The 17,962-nt window shown below is 35.1% G+C and carries 18 protein-coding genes; 4 read left to right on the top strand and 14 right to left on the bottom strand.

Features of this window, described 5'->3' with window-relative positions:
* Nucleotides 1–207: 207 nt before the first annotated feature.
* From ACK3CR_RS14450 to ACK3CR_RS14430, 5 genes are all read right to left on the bottom strand, one after another.
* Nucleotides 208–639, bottom strand: a complete 432-nt coding sequence (locus tag ACK3CR_RS14450) for a MarR family winged helix-turn-helix transcriptional regulator (protein ID WP_268585474.1) — start codon at nt 637–639, stop codon at nt 208–210.
* A 447-nt stretch (nt 640–1,086) separates the two neighbouring features.
* The gene (locus ACK3CR_RS14445; protein WP_243512660.1) at nt 1,087–1,566 is read right to left on the bottom strand and encodes a hypothetical protein; all 480 of its coding nucleotides are present in this window, start codon (nt 1,564–1,566) and stop codon (nt 1,087–1,089) included.
* Between the two features lie 257 nt (nt 1,567–1,823).
* Nucleotides 1,824–2,810: a proline dehydrogenase family protein gene (locus ACK3CR_RS14440; RefSeq protein ID WP_488975629.1), complete on the bottom strand. Its 987-nt coding sequence runs from the start codon at nt 2,808–2,810 to the stop codon at nt 1,824–1,826.
* A 307-nt stretch (nt 2,811–3,117) separates the two neighbouring features.
* Complete coding sequence (locus ACK3CR_RS14435; RefSeq protein ID WP_328122835.1) at nt 3,118–3,966, bottom strand: STAS domain-containing protein; 849 nt, start codon at nt 3,964–3,966, stop codon at nt 3,118–3,120.
* A gap of 211 nt (nt 3,967–4,177) precedes the next feature.
* Nucleotides 4,178–5,074: a Cof-type HAD-IIB family hydrolase gene (locus tag ACK3CR_RS14430; protein ID WP_410915083.1), complete on the bottom strand. Its 897-nt coding sequence runs from the start codon at nt 5,072–5,074 to the stop codon at nt 4,178–4,180.
* Between the two features lie 194 nt (nt 5,075–5,268).
* Here ACK3CR_RS14430 and ACK3CR_RS14425 point away from each other — a divergent pair, with 194 nt between their 5' ends.
* Nucleotides 5,269–5,607 (top strand): cupin domain-containing protein, encoded by a 339-nt coding sequence (locus ACK3CR_RS14425; RefSeq protein WP_410915082.1) that lies wholly within the window; start codon nt 5,269–5,271, stop codon nt 5,605–5,607.
* A gap of 111 nt (nt 5,608–5,718) precedes the next feature.
* Here ACK3CR_RS14425 and ACK3CR_RS14420 read toward each other — a convergent pair whose 3' ends face one another.
* Nucleotides 5,719–6,300: a GNAT family N-acetyltransferase gene (locus tag ACK3CR_RS14420; RefSeq protein ID WP_488975626.1), complete on the bottom strand. Its 582-nt coding sequence runs from the start codon at nt 6,298–6,300 to the stop codon at nt 5,719–5,721.
* A 433-nt stretch (nt 6,301–6,733) separates the two neighbouring features.
* On the opposite strand from ACK3CR_RS14420, the gene ACK3CR_RS14415 reads away from it, so the two are divergent.
* The 3 genes from ACK3CR_RS14415 (at nt 6,734) to ACK3CR_RS14405 (ending at nt 9,453) form a co-directional block, all read left to right on the top strand.
* Nucleotides 6,734–7,999: a Y-family DNA polymerase gene (locus ACK3CR_RS14415; RefSeq protein WP_488975625.1), complete on the top strand. Its 1,266-nt coding sequence runs from the start codon at nt 6,734–6,736 to the stop codon at nt 7,997–7,999.
* Between the two features lie 14 nt (nt 8,000–8,013).
* Complete coding sequence (locus ACK3CR_RS14410) at nt 8,014–8,346, top strand: YolD-like family protein (protein ID WP_488975623.1); 333 nt, start codon at nt 8,014–8,016, stop codon at nt 8,344–8,346.
* 192 nt (nt 8,347–8,538) lie between these two features.
* Nucleotides 8,539–9,453, top strand: a complete 915-nt coding sequence (locus ACK3CR_RS14405; protein WP_328122826.1) for a class I SAM-dependent methyltransferase — start codon at nt 8,539–8,541, stop codon at nt 9,451–9,453.
* Nucleotides 9,454–9,609: 156 nt separating this feature from the next.
* Here ACK3CR_RS14405 and ACK3CR_RS14400 read toward each other — a convergent pair whose 3' ends face one another.
* From ACK3CR_RS14400 to dapA, 8 genes are all read right to left on the bottom strand, one after another.
* The gene (locus ACK3CR_RS14400; protein ID WP_488975622.1) at nt 9,610–11,223 is read right to left on the bottom strand and encodes a C40 family peptidase; all 1,614 of its coding nucleotides are present in this window, start codon (nt 11,221–11,223) and stop codon (nt 9,610–9,612) included.
* Between the two features lie 637 nt (nt 11,224–11,860).
* Nucleotides 11,861–12,994, bottom strand: coding sequence for an alanine dehydrogenase (ald, locus tag ACK3CR_RS14395; RefSeq protein WP_488975621.1), 1,134 nt, complete (start codon nt 12,992–12,994; stop codon nt 11,861–11,863).
* Nucleotides 12,995–13,279: 285 nt separating this feature from the next.
* A complete protein-coding gene (locus tag ACK3CR_RS14390) occupies nt 13,280–13,813 on the bottom strand; it encodes an NAD(P)H-dependent oxidoreductase (RefSeq protein ID WP_488975620.1) in 534 nt (177 codons plus the stop codon).
* Nucleotides 13,814–13,984: 171 nt separating this feature from the next.
* On the bottom strand, nt 13,985–15,196 hold the full coding sequence (locus tag ACK3CR_RS14385) for an NAD(P)/FAD-dependent oxidoreductase (RefSeq protein WP_488975619.1): 1,212 nt from the start codon (nt 15,194–15,196) through the stop codon (nt 13,985–13,987).
* Nucleotides 15,193–15,519, bottom strand: a complete 327-nt coding sequence (locus tag ACK3CR_RS14380) for a (2Fe-2S)-binding protein (RefSeq protein ID WP_488975794.1) — start codon at nt 15,517–15,519, stop codon at nt 15,193–15,195. Before ACK3CR_RS14380 ends, ACK3CR_RS14385 begins: the two co-directional genes overlap by 4 nt.
* Before the next feature lie 5 nt (nt 15,520–15,524).
* Complete coding sequence (locus ACK3CR_RS14375) at nt 15,525–15,797, bottom strand: (2Fe-2S)-binding protein (protein ID WP_488975618.1); 273 nt, start codon at nt 15,795–15,797, stop codon at nt 15,525–15,527.
* Nucleotides 15,798–16,114: 317 nt separating this feature from the next.
* Nucleotides 16,115–16,909 carry an aspartate/glutamate racemase family protein gene (locus ACK3CR_RS14370; protein ID WP_488975617.1) on the bottom strand — a complete coding sequence of 265 codons (795 nt, stop codon included), beginning with the start codon at nt 16,907–16,909 and terminating at the stop codon, nt 16,115–16,117.
* 94 nt (nt 16,910–17,003) lie between these two features.
* Nucleotides 17,004–17,939 carry a 4-hydroxy-tetrahydrodipicolinate synthase gene (gene dapA, locus ACK3CR_RS14365; RefSeq protein ID WP_328122818.1) on the bottom strand — a complete coding sequence of 312 codons (936 nt, stop codon included), beginning with the start codon at nt 17,937–17,939 and terminating at the stop codon, nt 17,004–17,006.
* Nucleotides 17,940–17,962: the final 23 nt, after the last annotated feature.

The raw sequence follows: 17,962 nt of genomic DNA, 5'->3' as shown, positions 1-17,962 counted from the left end.
ATTCTAGTTACGTCTAGTTCATCTAACACAAAATATCGTACGTAAAAAGCTGTTGAGATTATGGTTTTCAATACGGTTTATGTCTTGTCATAAAAAGAAAAAAGCACAACTCCGTTGCCTGGCAAGGAGTTTGTACTTTTTCTTTCCCTTAGATCTACCTTCTAGAACTGAGTGTAGAAGGCATAGCTAAAGTCATATTATTGATCATCACGTTCTTTCGAGTTTTATCTTTTTTAACAAATAAATAAAGTCTTCTAGTTCCTCATTTGTGAAATCTTCAAATTTCTCATCGAAACATTCATATAGCACTTGTTTCATTTCCTTAGTAAGTTCTATTCCCTTATCCGTCATGGTAACGTATACAATTCTACGATCTGTTGTACTCCGTTCTCGAGTGATTAACCCTTTTTTAATTAACCTGTCACTAACACCTGTAATATGACTTGTTGCTACTTGAAGCTTATTCGAAATTTCCGAAACTGTCATCTTTTGATTATGTTCAAATAAAACTTTTAGCACGTAAAATTCATTTAGCGGGATATAATGTTTTACTATAGGTTGGATAGTTGAGCGTTTTCTCTTGATTTGTGTCCTAAAGGTTAGTACTAGATTTTTTACAAGTAATTCTCTTTCTTCCACTCTCCATGCTCCTTTGTTAATAATGTAATTAAAATAAGCTTATATATATTATATTAAATATAATGGTTTTTTGCACAGATAGATTACTGAATTTGGAATTTGATGATAAATGTCTATTTGAAAAGGAGAAAATAATAGAATAAAGACAGTGTAGAATAGCAAAAAGTAGGGAAGTAAAAAAGCCCAAAATCGTTAATCAACAACAAGTTTGGGCTTTTCCTTAAATTGTAACGAAGGTCAAGCAGAAATGGTCCTTGGCCTTTAGTTTATGAGTAAGCTTTCTCTGCTTAATGATAGATATATTCATTTCTAGTCCATATCACACTTTTTATAAAGCATACATAATAGTAAAAGCAATTGATCCCTATTTTTGAAATGAAGATAATATTGCCTTTTTATCGAAGTAATGGCAATGACCAGACATAAATTATTGAAATAGGCACATGCCTAGTTTTGCTTTTTTATTTCCCTATCTGACTTTAAAACATCTTGTATAAAAAATTGATAACCATAATTAATAACGGCTGTAGCAATTGATAAGATGAATAATTGAAAACGAGTCATATTTACCATTTTGTAGATTTTTAATTTTTCTGCAATACTTGTTAAAGGATAAGCAAACATATAATCAAATAAAATATTAAGGAGCATATAATGACTAAATTTCCCATACGTTAATTTAAAAACCCAAAAGTTTGCTATAAAAAATGGCCCAAAAATAAAAGAAATGTCACTTGAAAGTCTTGGAAAAATGGGCGTTTTAACTTTCCACCATGTATAACTTTTAGATAGTTCACTGATTAGAGCAATAACTAATGAACTAAAAGTTAAAACAGGCAAATATCTTTTAAAAGTCAACTTATCCACCTTAAAAAGTGATAACCAAGGTAATAGAAGCACAGCAAGCAACACTGATTTTCCTTTCACTACACAACAACTCCTATTAAAAATAAAAAATCCTATTACTATTAAGTTAAACTAGAATTATTCTGTGCAATAAATTAAATTTGATACCCCTAAAAGAATTAGTGAACGATTAACTCATTTAGCTTTCCCTTTTTAGGTTGGATGTTCTACACATTTTTAGTGATTATAATGTAACTTTTTAATACTTACATAAAATAGTTACATAACAAAGTAAAAAAGGTTGCGTAATTCACAACCTTTTTTACTCCATTCTGCGCTTAGTATAGAGACTGATTGCCGTTGTGGGGAGTAATCATATCTGTGAGGGCTACATAGATGTTAGGCGGATATTCAGCAAGTCTGTGACACAAATACAAGTACCACTCTGTTCCGTATGTAAGATCCACTCTTGTTTTATAATTTCCGTCCTTTAAACGTTTCATGAAATCAGCTCTTACTCCATATAACATTTCAAGTTCTACGTTGTCTTGATTTAAATGGCCTCGTTTTTTTAGTTCTTGAATGATCGATTCATCGTGGGTTGCAATGGAAGTAGGATGGTTTTTCTTTATTAATAGCTCAGCAAACTGAAGATAACGATGATTTAATTCATCTGACCTCGTAATAGCAAGGTTAGGTGGCTCTTGATAAGCACCTTTTACTAACCTAATTTTCCCTGGATAATGAAGTAAATCAAGAATGTCATCTTCGGAACGATTCAAATGAGCTTGGAGTGTAAGGCCGACATTATCATATTCTCGAGATACCTTTTTATAAATTTCAATGATCCTATCGGTTTTATTTGATTCTTCCATACTAATCATAATGTACAAACTGGATTTCTTTGCTTTCGCAGCCAATTCTATAAGGTTTTTGAGGGCAATATCGGAATGAACGGACAAGCCTATGTGAGATAAATCAAGAGATATGGTAGATGGCATAGATGCTTCCCCTAAGCTTTCCATTAAATCCATAAACCTTTCCTTAGCACACTCACACTCCTCAACTGTTTCTGTATTTTCTCCTATGTATTCAAGAGAAATAGCATAACCTTTGTTTAGTAATTCTCTTCCTTTTATGATTCCGTCTTCTTTTATTTCTCCCGCAATAAACCTTTTCGCTGCACGTTTCAATAAAGGATAAAGTTCTTCAGATCCCTGAATTTTTGTCTTTACTTGTTGATTTCTCGCAATTGATTTTAGAGCCTTAATAACATTACTTTCTTCCTCAGAAAACAAAGTTACACCATCTTCAACTTGCTTCATCTGTAAACACCTCTTCATTCCTTAAAATGTAAGATTTCATTCTAAATTTTACCATAAAGATGTGTGTAAACGACATTATTTAATACCTACTCTATACAAATTCAGGTTACATATAACCTAACGTACCTCTTATATAACGTTAGGGTACATAATCTTGATTACTCACACTAAAAAGACCTTATTAATTACTAATAAGGTCTTTTTAATCTTTTATTTATTAAAAAATACAAAACTTGCTTATTTAAAGGTTTTCGTTTCTCTAAATTCCCTTTTCATATCCATAACCCGACTGCATGCAAATAACAGGTTACTGAAGTAAACTTCGTTGAACTAAAGCTTGATGAATACTAGAAACCACAGATAAGTCATCAAAATCGATTCCAATTTGGATGGCGGTTTGAGCAATTTCAGGTCGAATTCCTGAAAGTGTACAGGTCACACCAATTAATTTCAAAGCCTTGATTAATTGAAAGATTTGATGAGCCACCATCGTATCGATAATGAGTACTCCAGATAAATCAATTAAAAGATGATTTACTTGTTGATCTGAACATTGCTGTAAAGTATTTTCCATTACCTTCTGAGCACGATCAGTATCAATATCTCCTACAAGAGGGAGAAGAGCGAGCTCTTCACTAAGTGAAATAATCGGGGAACTTAATTCATGAATCATATCCTTTTGAGCAGCTAGACGTTCTTCCGCATATTTATAACTTTCTTTTGAAAAAGCTAAAATCACACGATTAAAGGTTTCAATAATCTTACGATTCCAGCCGTTAATCGTTTCTTGCGAATAGGTCTCTTTGCTCGTTTTTACAAATTCTTGTATATAATCTAAATACTGTTCTTGATTATTAAAGAACTCTCGCAATATTAAGTGAGTTGGTGTATGTTGATGTTCTTCTTCCCGGGAAGTCTCATGAATCCATTTATTGAAAGTAGATAAAAACTCATCCTTAGAACATGTTTCATCAAAGACTCTACAAAAACGTAAATGAAACTCATAATTTTGGTTCTTTACCATCTCAACAACTTCAGGGTCATCAGATGCATACACACCAGATGAATTGTCTTTGTCTAAAGCTTCATACCATTGTTCAGTCAATAAGCGTGTTCTTTCTAATAAAAAATGATATAGTTGGTTATTTTGATCCATCTTTACATACTCTCCTCATTTCTTTCTAAAAACCTTAAACATGTATTAAGTATATATGTTTTAACCTGTTTTCAACAACTATAAGAGGATAGCTTATAATAAAAGCTCCTCATTTTTGCTTAAGACTGATAAACTAGCATAGCTAACAACAAAAAGCATAGCTAACAGGGCTATGCTTTTGTCTTCTTTTTTTAAGAACTGATGAATTAGGTTATTTATTATCTTTTTTAGAAGTGATCATCTCTTGATTTGGCTTTTGCAGTCTGAATTGAGAAAGATAGTGATATACTCCATCTTCATCACATGTAAACTCTGTTACATCATCAACAATTTCTTGAATAGAAGCCGATGCATTCTTCATTGCTACAGCATGGCTAGCAAATTGAAACATTGGTAAATCATTATTACTATCCCCAATAGCAAGAATTTCATCCGCAGCCAATCCAAAATGATTTAACATCTGCTTGATCCCTGTTGCTTTATTTACATTTGCAACCATTACTTCGACATTGTGATTGGAAGAAGTAGAAGTCGTAAAATCTATTTCTTTCTTTAGTTCGTTGAGCTCATCTTTCCATTTATTAATATGTTCTTTTGTTCGTGAAAAGAAATAGAACTTCGAAAATTCACTTCCCTCAACGTCATCTTTCCAAGCAATTTCTTCTTTAAGAGCATTCTTGCGTGAAAGCCACTCATTAATTTCAACACTGTCTGGCTTTGGCTCTCGAATTTCTTCTTCCACGTATTGTTTATCTTGTTTTAATGTCATACGTTGAGCATCATATGGGAAAAGCTCATAGTACACCTTGTTTTTTCTCGCTTTTTTAATAATCGTTTCTACCAGCTCAAGGGAAAGAGAATGTTTAAATACGGCCTCTCCGTCTACATATCCTGCCATACCATTTGACGTAATACATCCATCAACTTTAAATCCTTCTGGCACTAATTCTTCTATTTCATCAAAGGCTCTTCCTGTAGCAATAAAAACAAATATTCCTTGAGCCCGCAAGTCATCAATAATTTCTTTTGTTGCCATACTCACCTTATTATAGCGGTTTAAAATTGTCCCATCCATGTCTAAAAATATTGCTTTAGGTTTTAAAATCATGCCTATTCCCCCTATATGTAAAAAAGCTTACCTCGCAAGTATAAGCTTTTCTATTTATAACCTCAAGAAAACCAACCAAATACTGATGGAGATTTGGATTATTCAAGAAAGCAGTTATTGTAAAGTAAGAATCTAAAAGTTATAGTATTCATCTCACAGAATTATCTGATTATACTGAAAGGAACGAGATAAAAATGAAAATCAGTCAAAAAAATGCAGAACATTATATTTGGGGAGATCAATGCGATGGATGGCGTTTAGTAAATCAAAAAGATTTAAGTGTTATCCATGAACGTATGCCCCCTAATACCGCTGAAGTACGCTATTACCATACAAAATCTCGACAGTTTTTCTTTGTATTAAAGGGAACTGCTACATTAGAAATAGATGGACAATTAGAAAATATAACACCACTTGAAGGAGTAGAAGTTCCTCCTCATGTTGCCCACCAAATGATGAATCGCTCTGACGAAGATGTTGAATTTCTTGTTATTTCTCAACCAACAAGCAAAGAAGATAGAGTCCAAATTTAAGGGTACTGATCCTATATTCCACAATTAATGACCAGGTAAATTTTAACACAAATTAAGAGTTCTAGTATGATATAAGGAAAAAATTTAATTTCTATATGGATGCATGTTTGTTTACATATTTAGCTTACTTTCTTGCAGTTTCTCAAAATCTTGCTTTAACAAAGAATACATATATAAATCATCAAATTTCCCACATGTGAACTCATAATTCCTCAATAACCCTTCTCTAATAAAACCTTTTTTTTCTATTAATTTCTGTGAAAGTATATTAGGAGGCTCTACTAAAGCTTCTATTCTTTGAAACTTTAAATCTTTAAACCCATACCTTATGACAGCCTCCAATGCCTCACTCGCAATTCCATGCCCCCAATAATCTCTATTTAATTCATAACCAATTTCAGTTCGGTAATGCCCGGGAACTCTATTAAGAAAGCCGCAACTCCCTATAACTTCATCTTTTCCTTTTAAAGTGATTCCCCATCTTATTCCCGTTTGTTCATTTAGTATTGATTGATACCAGGAAATCTCATTTAAAGCCTCATTGATGGTTTGAAAAGGTGCTAAACCGTAATATTTCATTACTTCTTCATCAGACAGATATTTTAAAATATCATTTGCATCATCTTTTACAATTTCTCTTAATAACAGCCTATTTGTTTCAATGAATGGAAAGTTATTAACATCTTTAGTCATATAAATTCCCCCATCTCATATTTGTTCTTATCTTTTTAATTATAAATATTTCTAAACATCTCGCATCTTAATATATAAGTTTACCCTGTTTAATCGCCATTAGTGAAAAGTTAAGATGTGTTGATATTTATAGAATCCCCAGCTGGTTCTCTCTCTTCACATACTATAAACAGGGATGACTGAAGCGTAAATAAAACAACCTAGTAGTAGATAAGAAATATTAAAATTGTGTTGAATGTTACCTCTTATCATGCGGATAATTTTATCTTCTACAAATTAATAAACTAACAGACTCCTAACTTAAAGCTCAAAAAATGGTTATTTTATACTTCATTTTAAGGATTATGGAATACACCCAATTTTTAATAGGTTGATAAAGGAACATTTGTTCTTATATAATAGAACAAATGTTCTTTTTCAAGGGGTTATTTTTATGGATTACAAGCATCTACCAAACAGAGTCATTATGTGTATTGATATGAAGTCCTTTTTTGCTTCCGTTTCTTGCGTAATACGACGGTTAGATCCTTTAAAAACAAAACTTGCTGTTGTAGGAGATACAAAACGGTCAGGATCTATTGTGTTAGCCTCTACACCGTTATTAAAAAGAGAAGGAATTCAAACAGGAAGTCGCCTCCTCGATATTCCGAAAAGGAAAGATATTTATGTTGTGAATCCTTCTATGGAGCGATATGTTAAAGCTTCCAACTATATTTCAAGTCTAGTCTTACAATATGTTGCTCCTGAAGATTTCCATGCATATAGTATTGATGAGTTATTTATTGACGCTACAGCTTCTTTACATCTATTTGCTCGAACACCAGAGGAGTTAGCTCATAAAATAATCCATGAGATTTATCAAAAGACGCGGCTGGCAGCTACAATTGGAATTGGTTCGAATCTCTTACTCGCTAAAATTAGTTTAGATCATGAAGCAAAGCATAGCCCAACAGGAGTCGCTTATTGGCGCTATGAAGATGTTCCTTTTAAGTTATGGTCCGTTCATCCGATGAAAGATTTTTGGGGAATTTCATCCGCTACAGAAAAACGATTAAACAGGTTAGGCATTTATACGATCAAAGAACTAGCCCTATCTTCTAGAGAAATGTTAAAAAAAGAATTCGGTGTCCTAGGGGAAGAACTCCATCAGCATGCTAATGGCGTTGATTATAGTCGTATCTCAGAGATATACATTCCTCGATCTCGTTCATTTGGGAAGAGTCAAATTTTATTTCGTGATTATACAAATCGAAAAGAAATTGAATTATTGCTATTAGAGCTATTAGATGATATATGCTTTCGCTTACGAATGCATCAAGTAGTCGCTCAAACGATTCATTTATACATTGGTTATAGCACACAAAGAGGTAGAGGATTTTCAAGACAAAAGAAAATGGTAAGAGCCTCCAACTTAAGCCAAGATATTTTCCCCTATTGTTTAACAATCTTACATACATATGACAACGGAATGCCTATCCGCTCTATTGGCATTTCATTATCGAATACAAGCATTCAACAAGAAGAACAAATGAGCCTGTTTGAAGATAGCAATCAGCGCGAAAAAGCGTATGCATTAGCCAAAACGATCGATGAGATTCGTCTTCGTTATGGGAAGAATAGTCTTCTGCGCGCTTCAAGCTCTCTCGATTATTCAACCGTTCGTTATCGAAATAGCTTAATGGGAGGACATAAAGCATAAAGGAGGATGATACGATGAAAGACAGAGGAATGAAAAAATGGAGAGCTTTTGCAAGCATACCTGAACAATACATAGGATTACAAGAAATTATAGATAGGCAATTAGAAATACCTAAGCCTCTTTTAACAGAAGATCAAATGGGGCAGATGAATCAAGTATTGGTTGAAGCTTTACATACGAATCAAAAAGTATATCTAACTTGCTACAAGCATGGAAAACACATCACGGAAACGGGGTTCATTCAGTTTGCTGATCCCTCTAGAGACCTCTTTATGTTCACTGATAAAAACTCTAAATTAAAGAGAAAAGTGAAATTAAGTGAAGTGATGAATATTCAGTTTGTCTAACCAAAAAACTATTTTCTAAAGTAGCTTTCTCTTTATACAATGAATACGGAGAAAACAGTACTTATCACTTGAAATTTGACAAAAAAATCATTTTATGCTATAATTTACAAATAATAAACTAACGTATATAATAGGATTCTCCTGGCCAGGAGAATCCTATTTTTTTGTTCTAAATTGAAGGAGCGGGTTTGCGTGAAAAAAGATGAATCCAGTTTAACTTCATTGATATCTACTTTTGGCAGAGCTTATCACAGTCAATTTGATACCCCTAAAATCTTTGACGACTACCTAGCTAAAGAGTTAATTTCGCAACAAGAGTTCAGTAACATTAAAGAGAATATGATTCAAGGAATACATTTCTTCAACAAAGATATAGCACAGAAACTTAAAGGAAATGAAGAAGAAATATTAAAGTGGATCACCCAAGTTCAACTTTCTCCAACACCCTTGGCCCGTACTGCATATTGCGAAAAGGTACTACTAAATGAAATAGGGTTAGGGCTAGAACAATATGTCATACTTGGAGCTGGATTGGATACTTTTTGTTTTAGACATCCAGAGTTGCAACCTCGTGTAGAGATATTTGAAATTGATCACCCTTCTACACAACAATTTAAAAAGTCCCGTTTAAAACAAGCTAAATTTGAAATTCCGAGTAATCTTCACTTTATTCCTATGGACTTTACTCAAACGTTCTCTTATCAATCCCTAATAGACGAAGGATTTGGTCACAAAAAAACGTTTTTTAGTCTTCTAGGGGTTTCTTATTATTTAACAAAAGAAGAAATTTCAAGCTTAATCAATCATTTATTTGCTGAAATTCCAGCAGGAAGTTCCATTGTCTTTGATTACGCGGGTGATAACCTTTTTAAAGAAAAAGGATTGTCCAATAGAGTTGAAAACATGATCAAAATGGCTGAAGCAAGTGGAGAACCTATGAAATCCTGTTTTTCCTACAAGGAATTAGAGCATATGTTAGAAAAATCAGGATTACTTATTTATGAACATCTATCTCCCTCTCAGATTCACGAGCTTTATTTTTCCAACCGAGGAGATTACTTATCAGCTTTTGAAACGACTCATTTTCTTCATGCTGTAAAAAGGTAAATCATCCATAAAAAGAATAATAGTTCTTCACGAATGTGAATCTAAAAGGCTCCTTTGCGTACTCGAAGCAAAGGAGCCTTTTTTCTTAAAGATGATGTTTTGAAATAGAGCCCACTACTTTATAAGAATCATTTCATTCAAAGCTACACCGAAGAGTTATCCTTCGACATTAAGACGTCTAGCACTATAATAAATAGGGTTCCAATAAGAGCTCACTTTATAATTGGCAATGCGAACCCCTTCCATTCTTGAAACAACGGCTATTTGTCCATTTCCAACATAGATAGCAGGAATAATACTGTTAGATTTAAAGAATACGAGATCTCCTGGTCGCAAATCCTCTTCTTGTACTTCTGTTCCTTCTTGAAGCATATTTTTCCCATAACGAGGTAAATCAATGCCTATTTGTTTATAAACATATTGAACAAATCCACTAGTATCAAATCCTTCTGGTGATGTACCTCCTGATTTGTAAGGAACATCTAGCAAATCTATTGCTTCTTTAACAACTGGAACATCATTAGGGATGGTTAGATTTTTCACTCGTCTAATACCAGCGAATTTTTCCGTGTAGAAATTATATGATAAGTAATTGATTCTGACCTCTGCTGAGCCTGTTCTTGACGCATGAATCATTTGATTGTTTCCTGCATAGATTCCCACATGAGAGATGCCTGGACGATGCGTATTTTGGAAGAATACGAGATCACCTACTTCAATATCTTCCTTTTTAACAGGTGTACCTAGCTTCCACTGTTGTTCAGGTGCTCCAGGTAAGTAAATTCTGAGTACTTTTTCATACACATATTTTGTGAATCCAGAACAATCGAAACCACTTGGTGTTTTACCACTTTCAAGGTAAGGTGCTCCCATGTATTTTAAGGCCTCACTGATTAGTGGGTCTTCACGATCAATATCCCGAACCTCTGTTATTCGTTTAGCTCCATAAAAACGGCTATTCCAATAAGAAGAATCTTCAAAATCAATTATAGTTATGCCTTTTGTAGACGAACTGTAAATCATTCTTCCCTTTCCTACATAAAAAGCTGTTGTCGTAATATTTCCTGTATCAGCATTTTTAAAGAAAAGAACGTCGCCAGGCTGAAGATTTCCCTTTGATATGTCTGTTCCTAAACTCCATTGTTCACTAGAGTTATCCGGAATTTTGAGATCCAGAGCTTGTCCAAATACATACTGAACAAATCTTGCCGAATTAAAACCTTCCTCAGGCGTCTTCCCGTTGCTTGAGTAATCAACTCCGATGTACTTCATCGCTTCTTTTAAGAGCGGGGATTCAACTCCATAAAGATTGTTAGGATCAAGTCGTTTAGCTCCGATATATTTATTAGCATAGTAGCTTCCCTCTGTTAATTCAGCTTTTATAACCCCTTTTGAGACGGAACTAATGATGATTTCATTGTTACCATTATAAATGCCAACGCTTGTTACATTTTCTGTATTTTCTCCTTTAAAAAAGACAAGGTCACCAGCCTGGAGATTTCCCTTTTCTACATCTTTACCAAGCTCGAATTGTTCCCTTGGATACAGGGGTAACTCCACACCTTTAGCTTCTTTAAAAACATACTGAACTAACCCCCCCGTACTAAATCCTTGATTGGGTTCTTTCCCATCTGTAAGATAAGAAACACCCAAATACTTTTGAGCTGTTTCTGAAACACTTTTTTCTTCATTCGCAAAAGCTGAATTGGGGAGGAAAATGAATAGAAAAAAGATGCCTAGAATTAAATATGTATGAAACCGTTTTGACAAATCTCTCACTCCTTCTTTTTTTACCTTTCCATTATTCCGTCAATCACATTTGGATACAATAGTTAAAACCGCCTGTTTTTTGTAAATAAGTTAATGTAAGTGCTCTTCAGGCAGACAATTACCCCTAAGTAATTATCCTTAATACCCGTAGAAGAAAGAATATAATTACCTATAGACTGACTTTATCGGTAGTGAAAAGAGTTGAGTTCATTTGAATTTTGTAGGGACAGGTACCCTTTTATAGAATGAATAGAAATATCTAATACTCTTTGGGATGTAACATTAGTAAATTTCACTGTTACATTAAAGCTATAATACCGATTATTATCACCTGTCACTTTTGCCTGGATCATAAGTCTTTCTTTCCTAACGTCATAACGAACAATATGTGAAGAAAGATTATGAGCCAATCTATACCTTCACTTTTTAAATATTTACCTTTTTTTCAAAATACGACTACACAATACCTCCATAAAAAAGCAGGCTATCCCGCTTTCTTTGGATAACCTGCTTTTTATGAACATTTCTTCTCACTGTGCAGCTTTTTTACTCATACATAATCATACCTCAATCGAGGAACGTTAATATATGGCCTCCTGTAATTTTGAAAGGGGTTAGAACAATATATTCACTTCTCTTAAACAGTTGTGAATTCTTTTTCGAAAACCTGTTCTGGAGAGACAAAGTTATAGGCAAGATCTTTTGCGACAGCTTCATATGTGATTTCACCGTTTGCTACATTTAATCCAAGTTTTAACGATTCATTATCGAAGATTGCTTTGAATACACCTTTGTTTGCAATCTGTAATGCGTAAGGAACAGTAACATTTGTTAAAGCAATTGTGGATGTTCTTGGAACTGCTCCAGGCATGTTTGCTACTGCATAATGAACCACATCGTATTTTGTGTATGTTGGGTTGTCATGTGTAGTAATTTGATTGACCGTTTCGACAATACCACCTTGGTCAATAGCTACATCTACAATAACAGAGCCCGGCTTCATAGCTTCTACCATGTGTTCTTTTACCAACTTAGGAGCTTTTGCACCTGGAATTAAGACTGCTCCAATTAAAAGGTCAGCCTCTTCTACCGCTTGTGCTATGTTAGATGGGTTAGACATTAATGTTTTAATTTGATTACCAAAAATATCATCTAGCTGACGTAAACGACTTGCACTTAAATCCAGAATGGTAACATCCGCGCCTAACCCTATTGCGATTTTTGCTGCATTTGTACCTACGACTCCCCCACCGATAATGGTTACTTTACCGCGATTAACACCTGGAACCCCAGAGAGAAGAATACCTTTACCTCCATTTGATTTCTGTAAAAACTGAGAACCAATTTGAGCAGCCATCCGCCCTGCTACTTCACTCATCGGAGTAAGAAGAGGAAGAGTACCGTTTTCTACAACTGTTTCATACGCAATGGCAATAACCCCTGTATCCTTAAGAGCTTGAGCTAGATCTGGCTCAGCAGCTAAGTGTAGGTAAGTGAATAGAATTAGTCCTTCACGGAAATAACGATATTCACTTGGGAGTGGTTCTTTTACTTTCATAATCATTTCAGCACGACTCCATACTTCTTCGGCATTCGTAATTATTTGTGCTCCAGCAGCGGTGTAATCTTCATTTGTAAACCCACTTCCACTTCCTGCGTCTTCCTCAATCAGAACTTCATGTCCAGCATTTATAAAAGAAACGACTCCAGCTGGTGTAAGAGCAACTCGGTTTTCATTATTTTTAACTTCTTTTGGTACTCCAATAATCATTCTACTTTTCCTCCCAATTTAAACATTTTCTGATATACAGTATAGGTTTCCAACCTGACCAAACGAATACTTCTTTTGATTACAGTTAGGATTGTATTTCAAGTATAAACACTGGTTCCTTATCCAACATTAGACACACTGTAAGAAACCGTACAGATCTCATAGGACATACAGGATTATTCCCTTGCAGAAAGTGAGGTTTATATACTCTTCAAAAAAGGTGAAGGTCCCCTTTAATTAAAGAGGATCTCCACCTTCTTTCTTACCCTATGTATCCTTCGTACTTTACTCAAGGATATCTCTAGACAAAATATAATTTGCATATTCTCTAGCATTCTCTTCTATTTCTTCTATAGTTGCCTTATAAGTTCCATGAAAAACAAACGATGGTAAAAAGGTAGTTCCTATTAAATTACTAGTTGCTTGAAATGGTTTCAAAAGCTCACTCATCGAATACTGATTACGTCCACCAGCTTGATATCTTTCTTCAGCACTTCCGGATGTTACGGCTAAAATAAGATCTTTATTGTGTAATTTGTTCCCTTCAGAACCGTAAGCCCATCCATAAGTGAGCACCTCGTCTTGCCATTTCTTTAGTAATGGAGGTGAACTATACCAATAGAAAGGAAACTGTAAAACAATTCGATCATGTTCCTCACATAACTTCTGCTCTTTTTCAATATCAATGATTTCATCAGAATATTGTTTATAAAGGTCATGAATGGTTATATTAGAGTGCTTTTTCAATTCTTCCATCCATGCTTTGTTTACAGTTGAATTTTCAATATTCGGATGAGTAACAATGACTAATACTTTCATTATTTCTCCTCCCGTATATTCTCTAGAATTTCATTACTTGTATCTTCAATAATAAAAGGGGGTTTTTACATCAAAAAATCTGGATCAATACTACTTCTACTATAGAACCTAAGCAATGTATGATAATTATGGAGTAAAAAAAGAATACATTAGGAAACCGCTATTTTATAGTTAAATAGATATTTTTTTATCCGTTGATTCGTAAAATTTACGATGCAGGGCTTCGCGAGCCTCTTCAATACCCTGATTAAATTGGATAAGTGCTTTACGTCTTGTTTCTATCGTTTGTTTAATTGCTTCATTAATTTTTTCATCAGCACGGTCAGTTAGAGCATTCAGTTCACACGCAACGGAAAGCCCAGCTACATTCCCTTGAGCCTTAGCGACTTTAGCACTTTCAACTCCCGTAATGTTACCAGCTACATACAATCCTTTAAGATTTGTTTGCATACGTTCATTATGCAAAGGTACATGTCCCCCTAATTCCGGAACATAGGAGAAAGAACATCCTGCAACTGCAGCGAGTTCAGACATCGGAGTAAGTCCTCCTGCTACACACACAAAGTCAGCCTCTATCACTTTCTCCGTTCCAGGTATAACCGTTCCGGTTGCCGAAATATTAGCAATACGCACACCTTCTACTTGTTCCTCTCCAACAATTTCAAGAGCTGTTTTGCGTAATTGAATAGGAATCCCCCACATTTTGAACCCATTCTTAGGATATAAACGTGCCCCAAGTTTTGGACTTACCCACTTTCCACCAAATCTTATTAAAGGTGAAGGAGCTAAATGTGAAAGTCTTAAAAGTGACTCCATCATTTTCTCTGGATTGGATAAATCCCCAGATATAAGACTAGGAGGTGGAAGTAGAATATTCTCAATGCGAACCCCGCATAGCTGTAATTCACGAGAAATAGCTACCGATAGAACATTAACACCAATAATAACTCCCTTCTCTCCTGCTTTTACACGATGAACATTTCCCATCACCTGTGCTGCTCCAATTGACATCACCCCAGGGAGAGTCCATCCAGGAATAGGGATAGGAATTTCTGAAGCTCCTGTAGCAAGTAAGAGACATTTAGATTCAATTATTTTATCTGTAGTGTATACACACCATCCAGTTTGCGATTTAACTAAATCATAAACAGATACTCCACACAGGATGTTCACACCTAATTCGATGGCACGATCATAAAGTTTTTGTGCTTCCTCAATCCCATTTACCCACTTGCCATCAGGTTCTTCATGTAACTGTCCTAATAAACGGCCCCCTGGCTTTACAAATTCATCAAGTATATACACTTTTAATCCATTTTCAGCTGCTGAAATAGCTGCTCCTAAACCAGCTGGTCCGGCACCAACAATTACAAGATCAATCATACTGATCCTCCTTTGAGAGAAGTTGGGGAAAGAGTTGCATTTGACTCAATTTTCATATTCTCTTCCACTGTAGTCAGGCAAGCTCTCACTGTTCTTTCTCCATCTATGATTACCCGACATTCAAAGCAATGACCAATATTGCAGTAGATACCACGTGGACTAGCCTTATCCTCATGTTTCCGTAGTGTTCGAACTCCAGAGGCGAGCAAAGCAGAGGCAATGGTATCTCCTTCATAAGCTATATAGCGCTTACCATTAAAATAGAAATTCACCCCTTGCTGCTCTTTAATATCACCTAAAACTGGATGTTCATTAACTCTCATAGATTTCACTTTGTTTCCCCTCCTAACACCCCAAATGAAACAGGTCTGACAGGGGGACGATAACTAAGTGATACCTCATCAGAAATCGCTGGACCACCTAATTGCTCTACTAATTTATCAATTGTGCCACGACAAGTACGTCCTCCACAAGGTCCCATTCCTGCCCTTGTTCGTAGCTTTACTTCACGTGAAGAGCATTGAAAACGTTCAACTGTTCCTTTAATTTCTCCCAGTGTAATTTCCTCACATCTACATACTACGATTTGATTTTCGTTCATTGGATTTATCCTCCATTACTATAAGTTAACCTCATAAACCCGAAATTCTTCATTCTCTACACTTTTAGAGAATGACTGAGAACAATCGATCATTGATTAGAAGATATCTAGAAGCTCTTATATAAGTTACAGCTAGATAAATAAAGAGACATCAACATTCATTCCTTCTAAAATAGATGTACGGTCATCTATCTTATCCAAGAGAGAACGTTACATGTCTCATCCATCCACACATTTAAAAAATATGGTTAAAACAATTAACTAATTGCGTGTACACGCTACGTTTATGTTAATTATTTACTAACTCCTTGGTGTTTTTAGATAAAACCGTAATATGGTTTTTGACTAGTAGCATAATGAACCCATCTAATCATTGTAATAAAGTCAAACACAGGCATTTTCACTGCTCTTTGGATATCAGCTGCATACGGTGGTAAATCACTACATTCAAGCAGAATTGCTCCAATGTCAGGGTTTTCATTTATCATATCCGTAGCTGCTTTTATCACTTCTTGTTTTACTTTTTCATTATCAAAAGATCCTCTGCTTTCAATAATAGCCGAAAACTCTGGTAATCTTCCTAAATCCTTAACGACACAAATACTTGGGTCATCTATACCGCAGCTTTTAAATAAATTTGGCGTAATTCCATGTGCATCTGCTGTCAACATGCCTATCTTCTGATTAGGTTTTAACCCTGTTTTAATCCAAGGGACTTGAACAACACTTGAAAGGTAGACTGGGATATCAACAGCTGCTGCTACTTTCTCTTGAAAGTTACCAAAAAATCCACATGCAGCACAGATTGCTCGTGCTCCTTCCGCCTCGAACTCTTTTGCAGCTTTTATAATGTCTTCTAGTAAAGTAGGATCGCCTGCATGAATTCTTTCCTGATTACAATTTGGAACAACCTTTAACCTTACTGGAAAGTCATAGGTAGATAAATTAGCGACGTTTCCCGGTAAAATAGGGTACCAGCATTCATCTAAGTAGAGAATCCCAACTGAATATCCTGCCACATACTGGCCTTTTTTCATTGTAATAATCGTGCTTTCTTTTTCCTTCCCTAAATAACCGTATTCTCGTTCATCATCTAATGCTTTGATAGTCAACTACGGCCCCTCCTTATAGTTTTAGAGAATACATTTGTATTCTCTAAAACTATTAATCTCATTCTATTCACATTCATCTTCTATCACGCTCAGTTTACACCCCAGAAGTAATCCCTTTATCCATTGATTTAACCTCGTATCCTAACTTTACCAGTTCCTCTTTCAGCTTCATTTTGATTTCATCAGTAGGCTGTGTTAAAGGCTTTCTCACTTTTCCACCTTTCATTCCGATCAAGTCCATGCCTGCTTTTACCGGTCCCGGATACGGATTACCTTCCGCCTCCATTAAGCCATAAATACCCGATAATTTTCGGTTCAAATCACGTGCAGCATTTACATCACTTTTCTCAACTATCAGTTCGTACATCTCTACAAGTTCTTTAGGAAGCAAATTAACGAGGATCCCAAAAGCACCTTGTCCTCCAACGGAGAAAGTAGGAAGGATAAAGTGTTCTTCACCCGTAAATACCGTAAAGTTTTCAACATCCTTCGTTAAAGCTACAACCTCACATAAGTGACCAAAATCTGCTGATTCCTTAACGCTTACAATGTTTTCTTCCTGGCTCAATTCATAAATCATTTCAGGCGAAATGGTAACGCTAGTTGCTCCTGGGTAATTGTAAATGACGATTCCGACATTTGATTTTGCAGCTACTTCCTTGAAAAATTCACGAATTCCTTCTTCACTTGTCTTATGATAATAAGGAGGTAAAACTAATCCCCATTTAGCACCACATTCTGCCGCATAATTGGCAAGTTCAATCGTTTCCTCGGCAGTTGAGCAGCCAACACCTGCCATAACAGGAACTCTTCCTGCGGCATACTCACAACCAGCCTTAATTAAACTTTTACGTTCGTCTAATGACATAACATGGTACTCTCCTGTTGTGCCTCCGACTAAAAGACCATGGACTCCACTTTCAACTTGGAAATCGATTACTTTCTTATAAGACTGAAAATCAATTGTTTCATCATCATTGAATGGCGTAATTAACGGTACAAAAATTCCTTTTGGTGTAATACTCATCATATATTCCTCCTATTATTTACATT

Source organism: Priestia sp. TRM10, from assembly GCF_057808375.1.
This window is presented reverse-complemented; position numbering and strand designations above follow the sequence as displayed.

Excerpts from the sequence above, each read along its gene's own strand:
- ACK3CR_RS14410 (WP_488975623.1), top strand. The coding sequence starts at position 8,014 with ATGAAAGACAGAGGAATGAAAAAATGGAGAGCTTTTGCAAGCATACCT.
- ACK3CR_RS14425 (WP_410915082.1), top strand. The coding sequence starts at position 5,269 with ATGAAAATCAGTCAAAAAAATGCAGAACATTATATTTGGGGAGATCAA.
- ACK3CR_RS14380 (WP_488975794.1), bottom strand. The coding sequence starts at position 15,519 with ATGAGAGTTAATGAACATCCAGTTTTAGGTGATATTAAAGAGCAGCAA.
- ACK3CR_RS14430 (WP_410915083.1), bottom strand. The coding sequence starts at position 5,074 with ATGATTTTAAAACCTAAAGCAATATTTTTAGACATGGATGGGACAATT.
- ald (WP_488975621.1), bottom strand. The coding sequence starts at position 12,994 with ATGATTATTGGAGTACCAAAAGAAGTTAAAAATAATGAAAACCGAGTT.
- dapA (WP_328122818.1), bottom strand. The coding sequence starts at position 17,939 with ATGATGAGTATTACACCAAAAGGAATTTTTGTACCGTTAATTACGCCA.
- ACK3CR_RS14415 (WP_488975625.1), top strand. The coding sequence starts at position 6,734 with ATGGATTACAAGCATCTACCAAACAGAGTCATTATGTGTATTGATATG.
- ACK3CR_RS14385 (WP_488975619.1), bottom strand. The coding sequence starts at position 15,196 with ATGATTGATCTTGTAATTGTTGGTGCCGGACCAGCTGGTTTAGGAGCA.
- ACK3CR_RS14375 (WP_488975618.1), bottom strand. The coding sequence starts at position 15,797 with ATGAACGAAAATCAAATCGTAGTATGTAGATGTGAGGAAATTACACTG.
- ACK3CR_RS14420 (WP_488975626.1), bottom strand. The coding sequence starts at position 6,300 with ATGACTAAAGATGTTAATAACTTTCCATTCATTGAAACAAATAGGCTG.
- ACK3CR_RS14440 (WP_488975629.1), bottom strand. The coding sequence starts at position 2,810 with ATGAAGCAAGTTGAAGATGGTGTAACTTTGTTTTCTGAGGAAGAAAGT.
- ACK3CR_RS14435 (WP_328122835.1), bottom strand. The coding sequence starts at position 3,966 with ATGGATCAAAATAACCAACTATATCATTTTTTATTAGAAAGAACACGC.
- ACK3CR_RS14390 (WP_488975620.1), bottom strand. The coding sequence starts at position 13,813 with ATGAAAGTATTAGTCATTGTTACTCATCCGAATATTGAAAATTCAACT.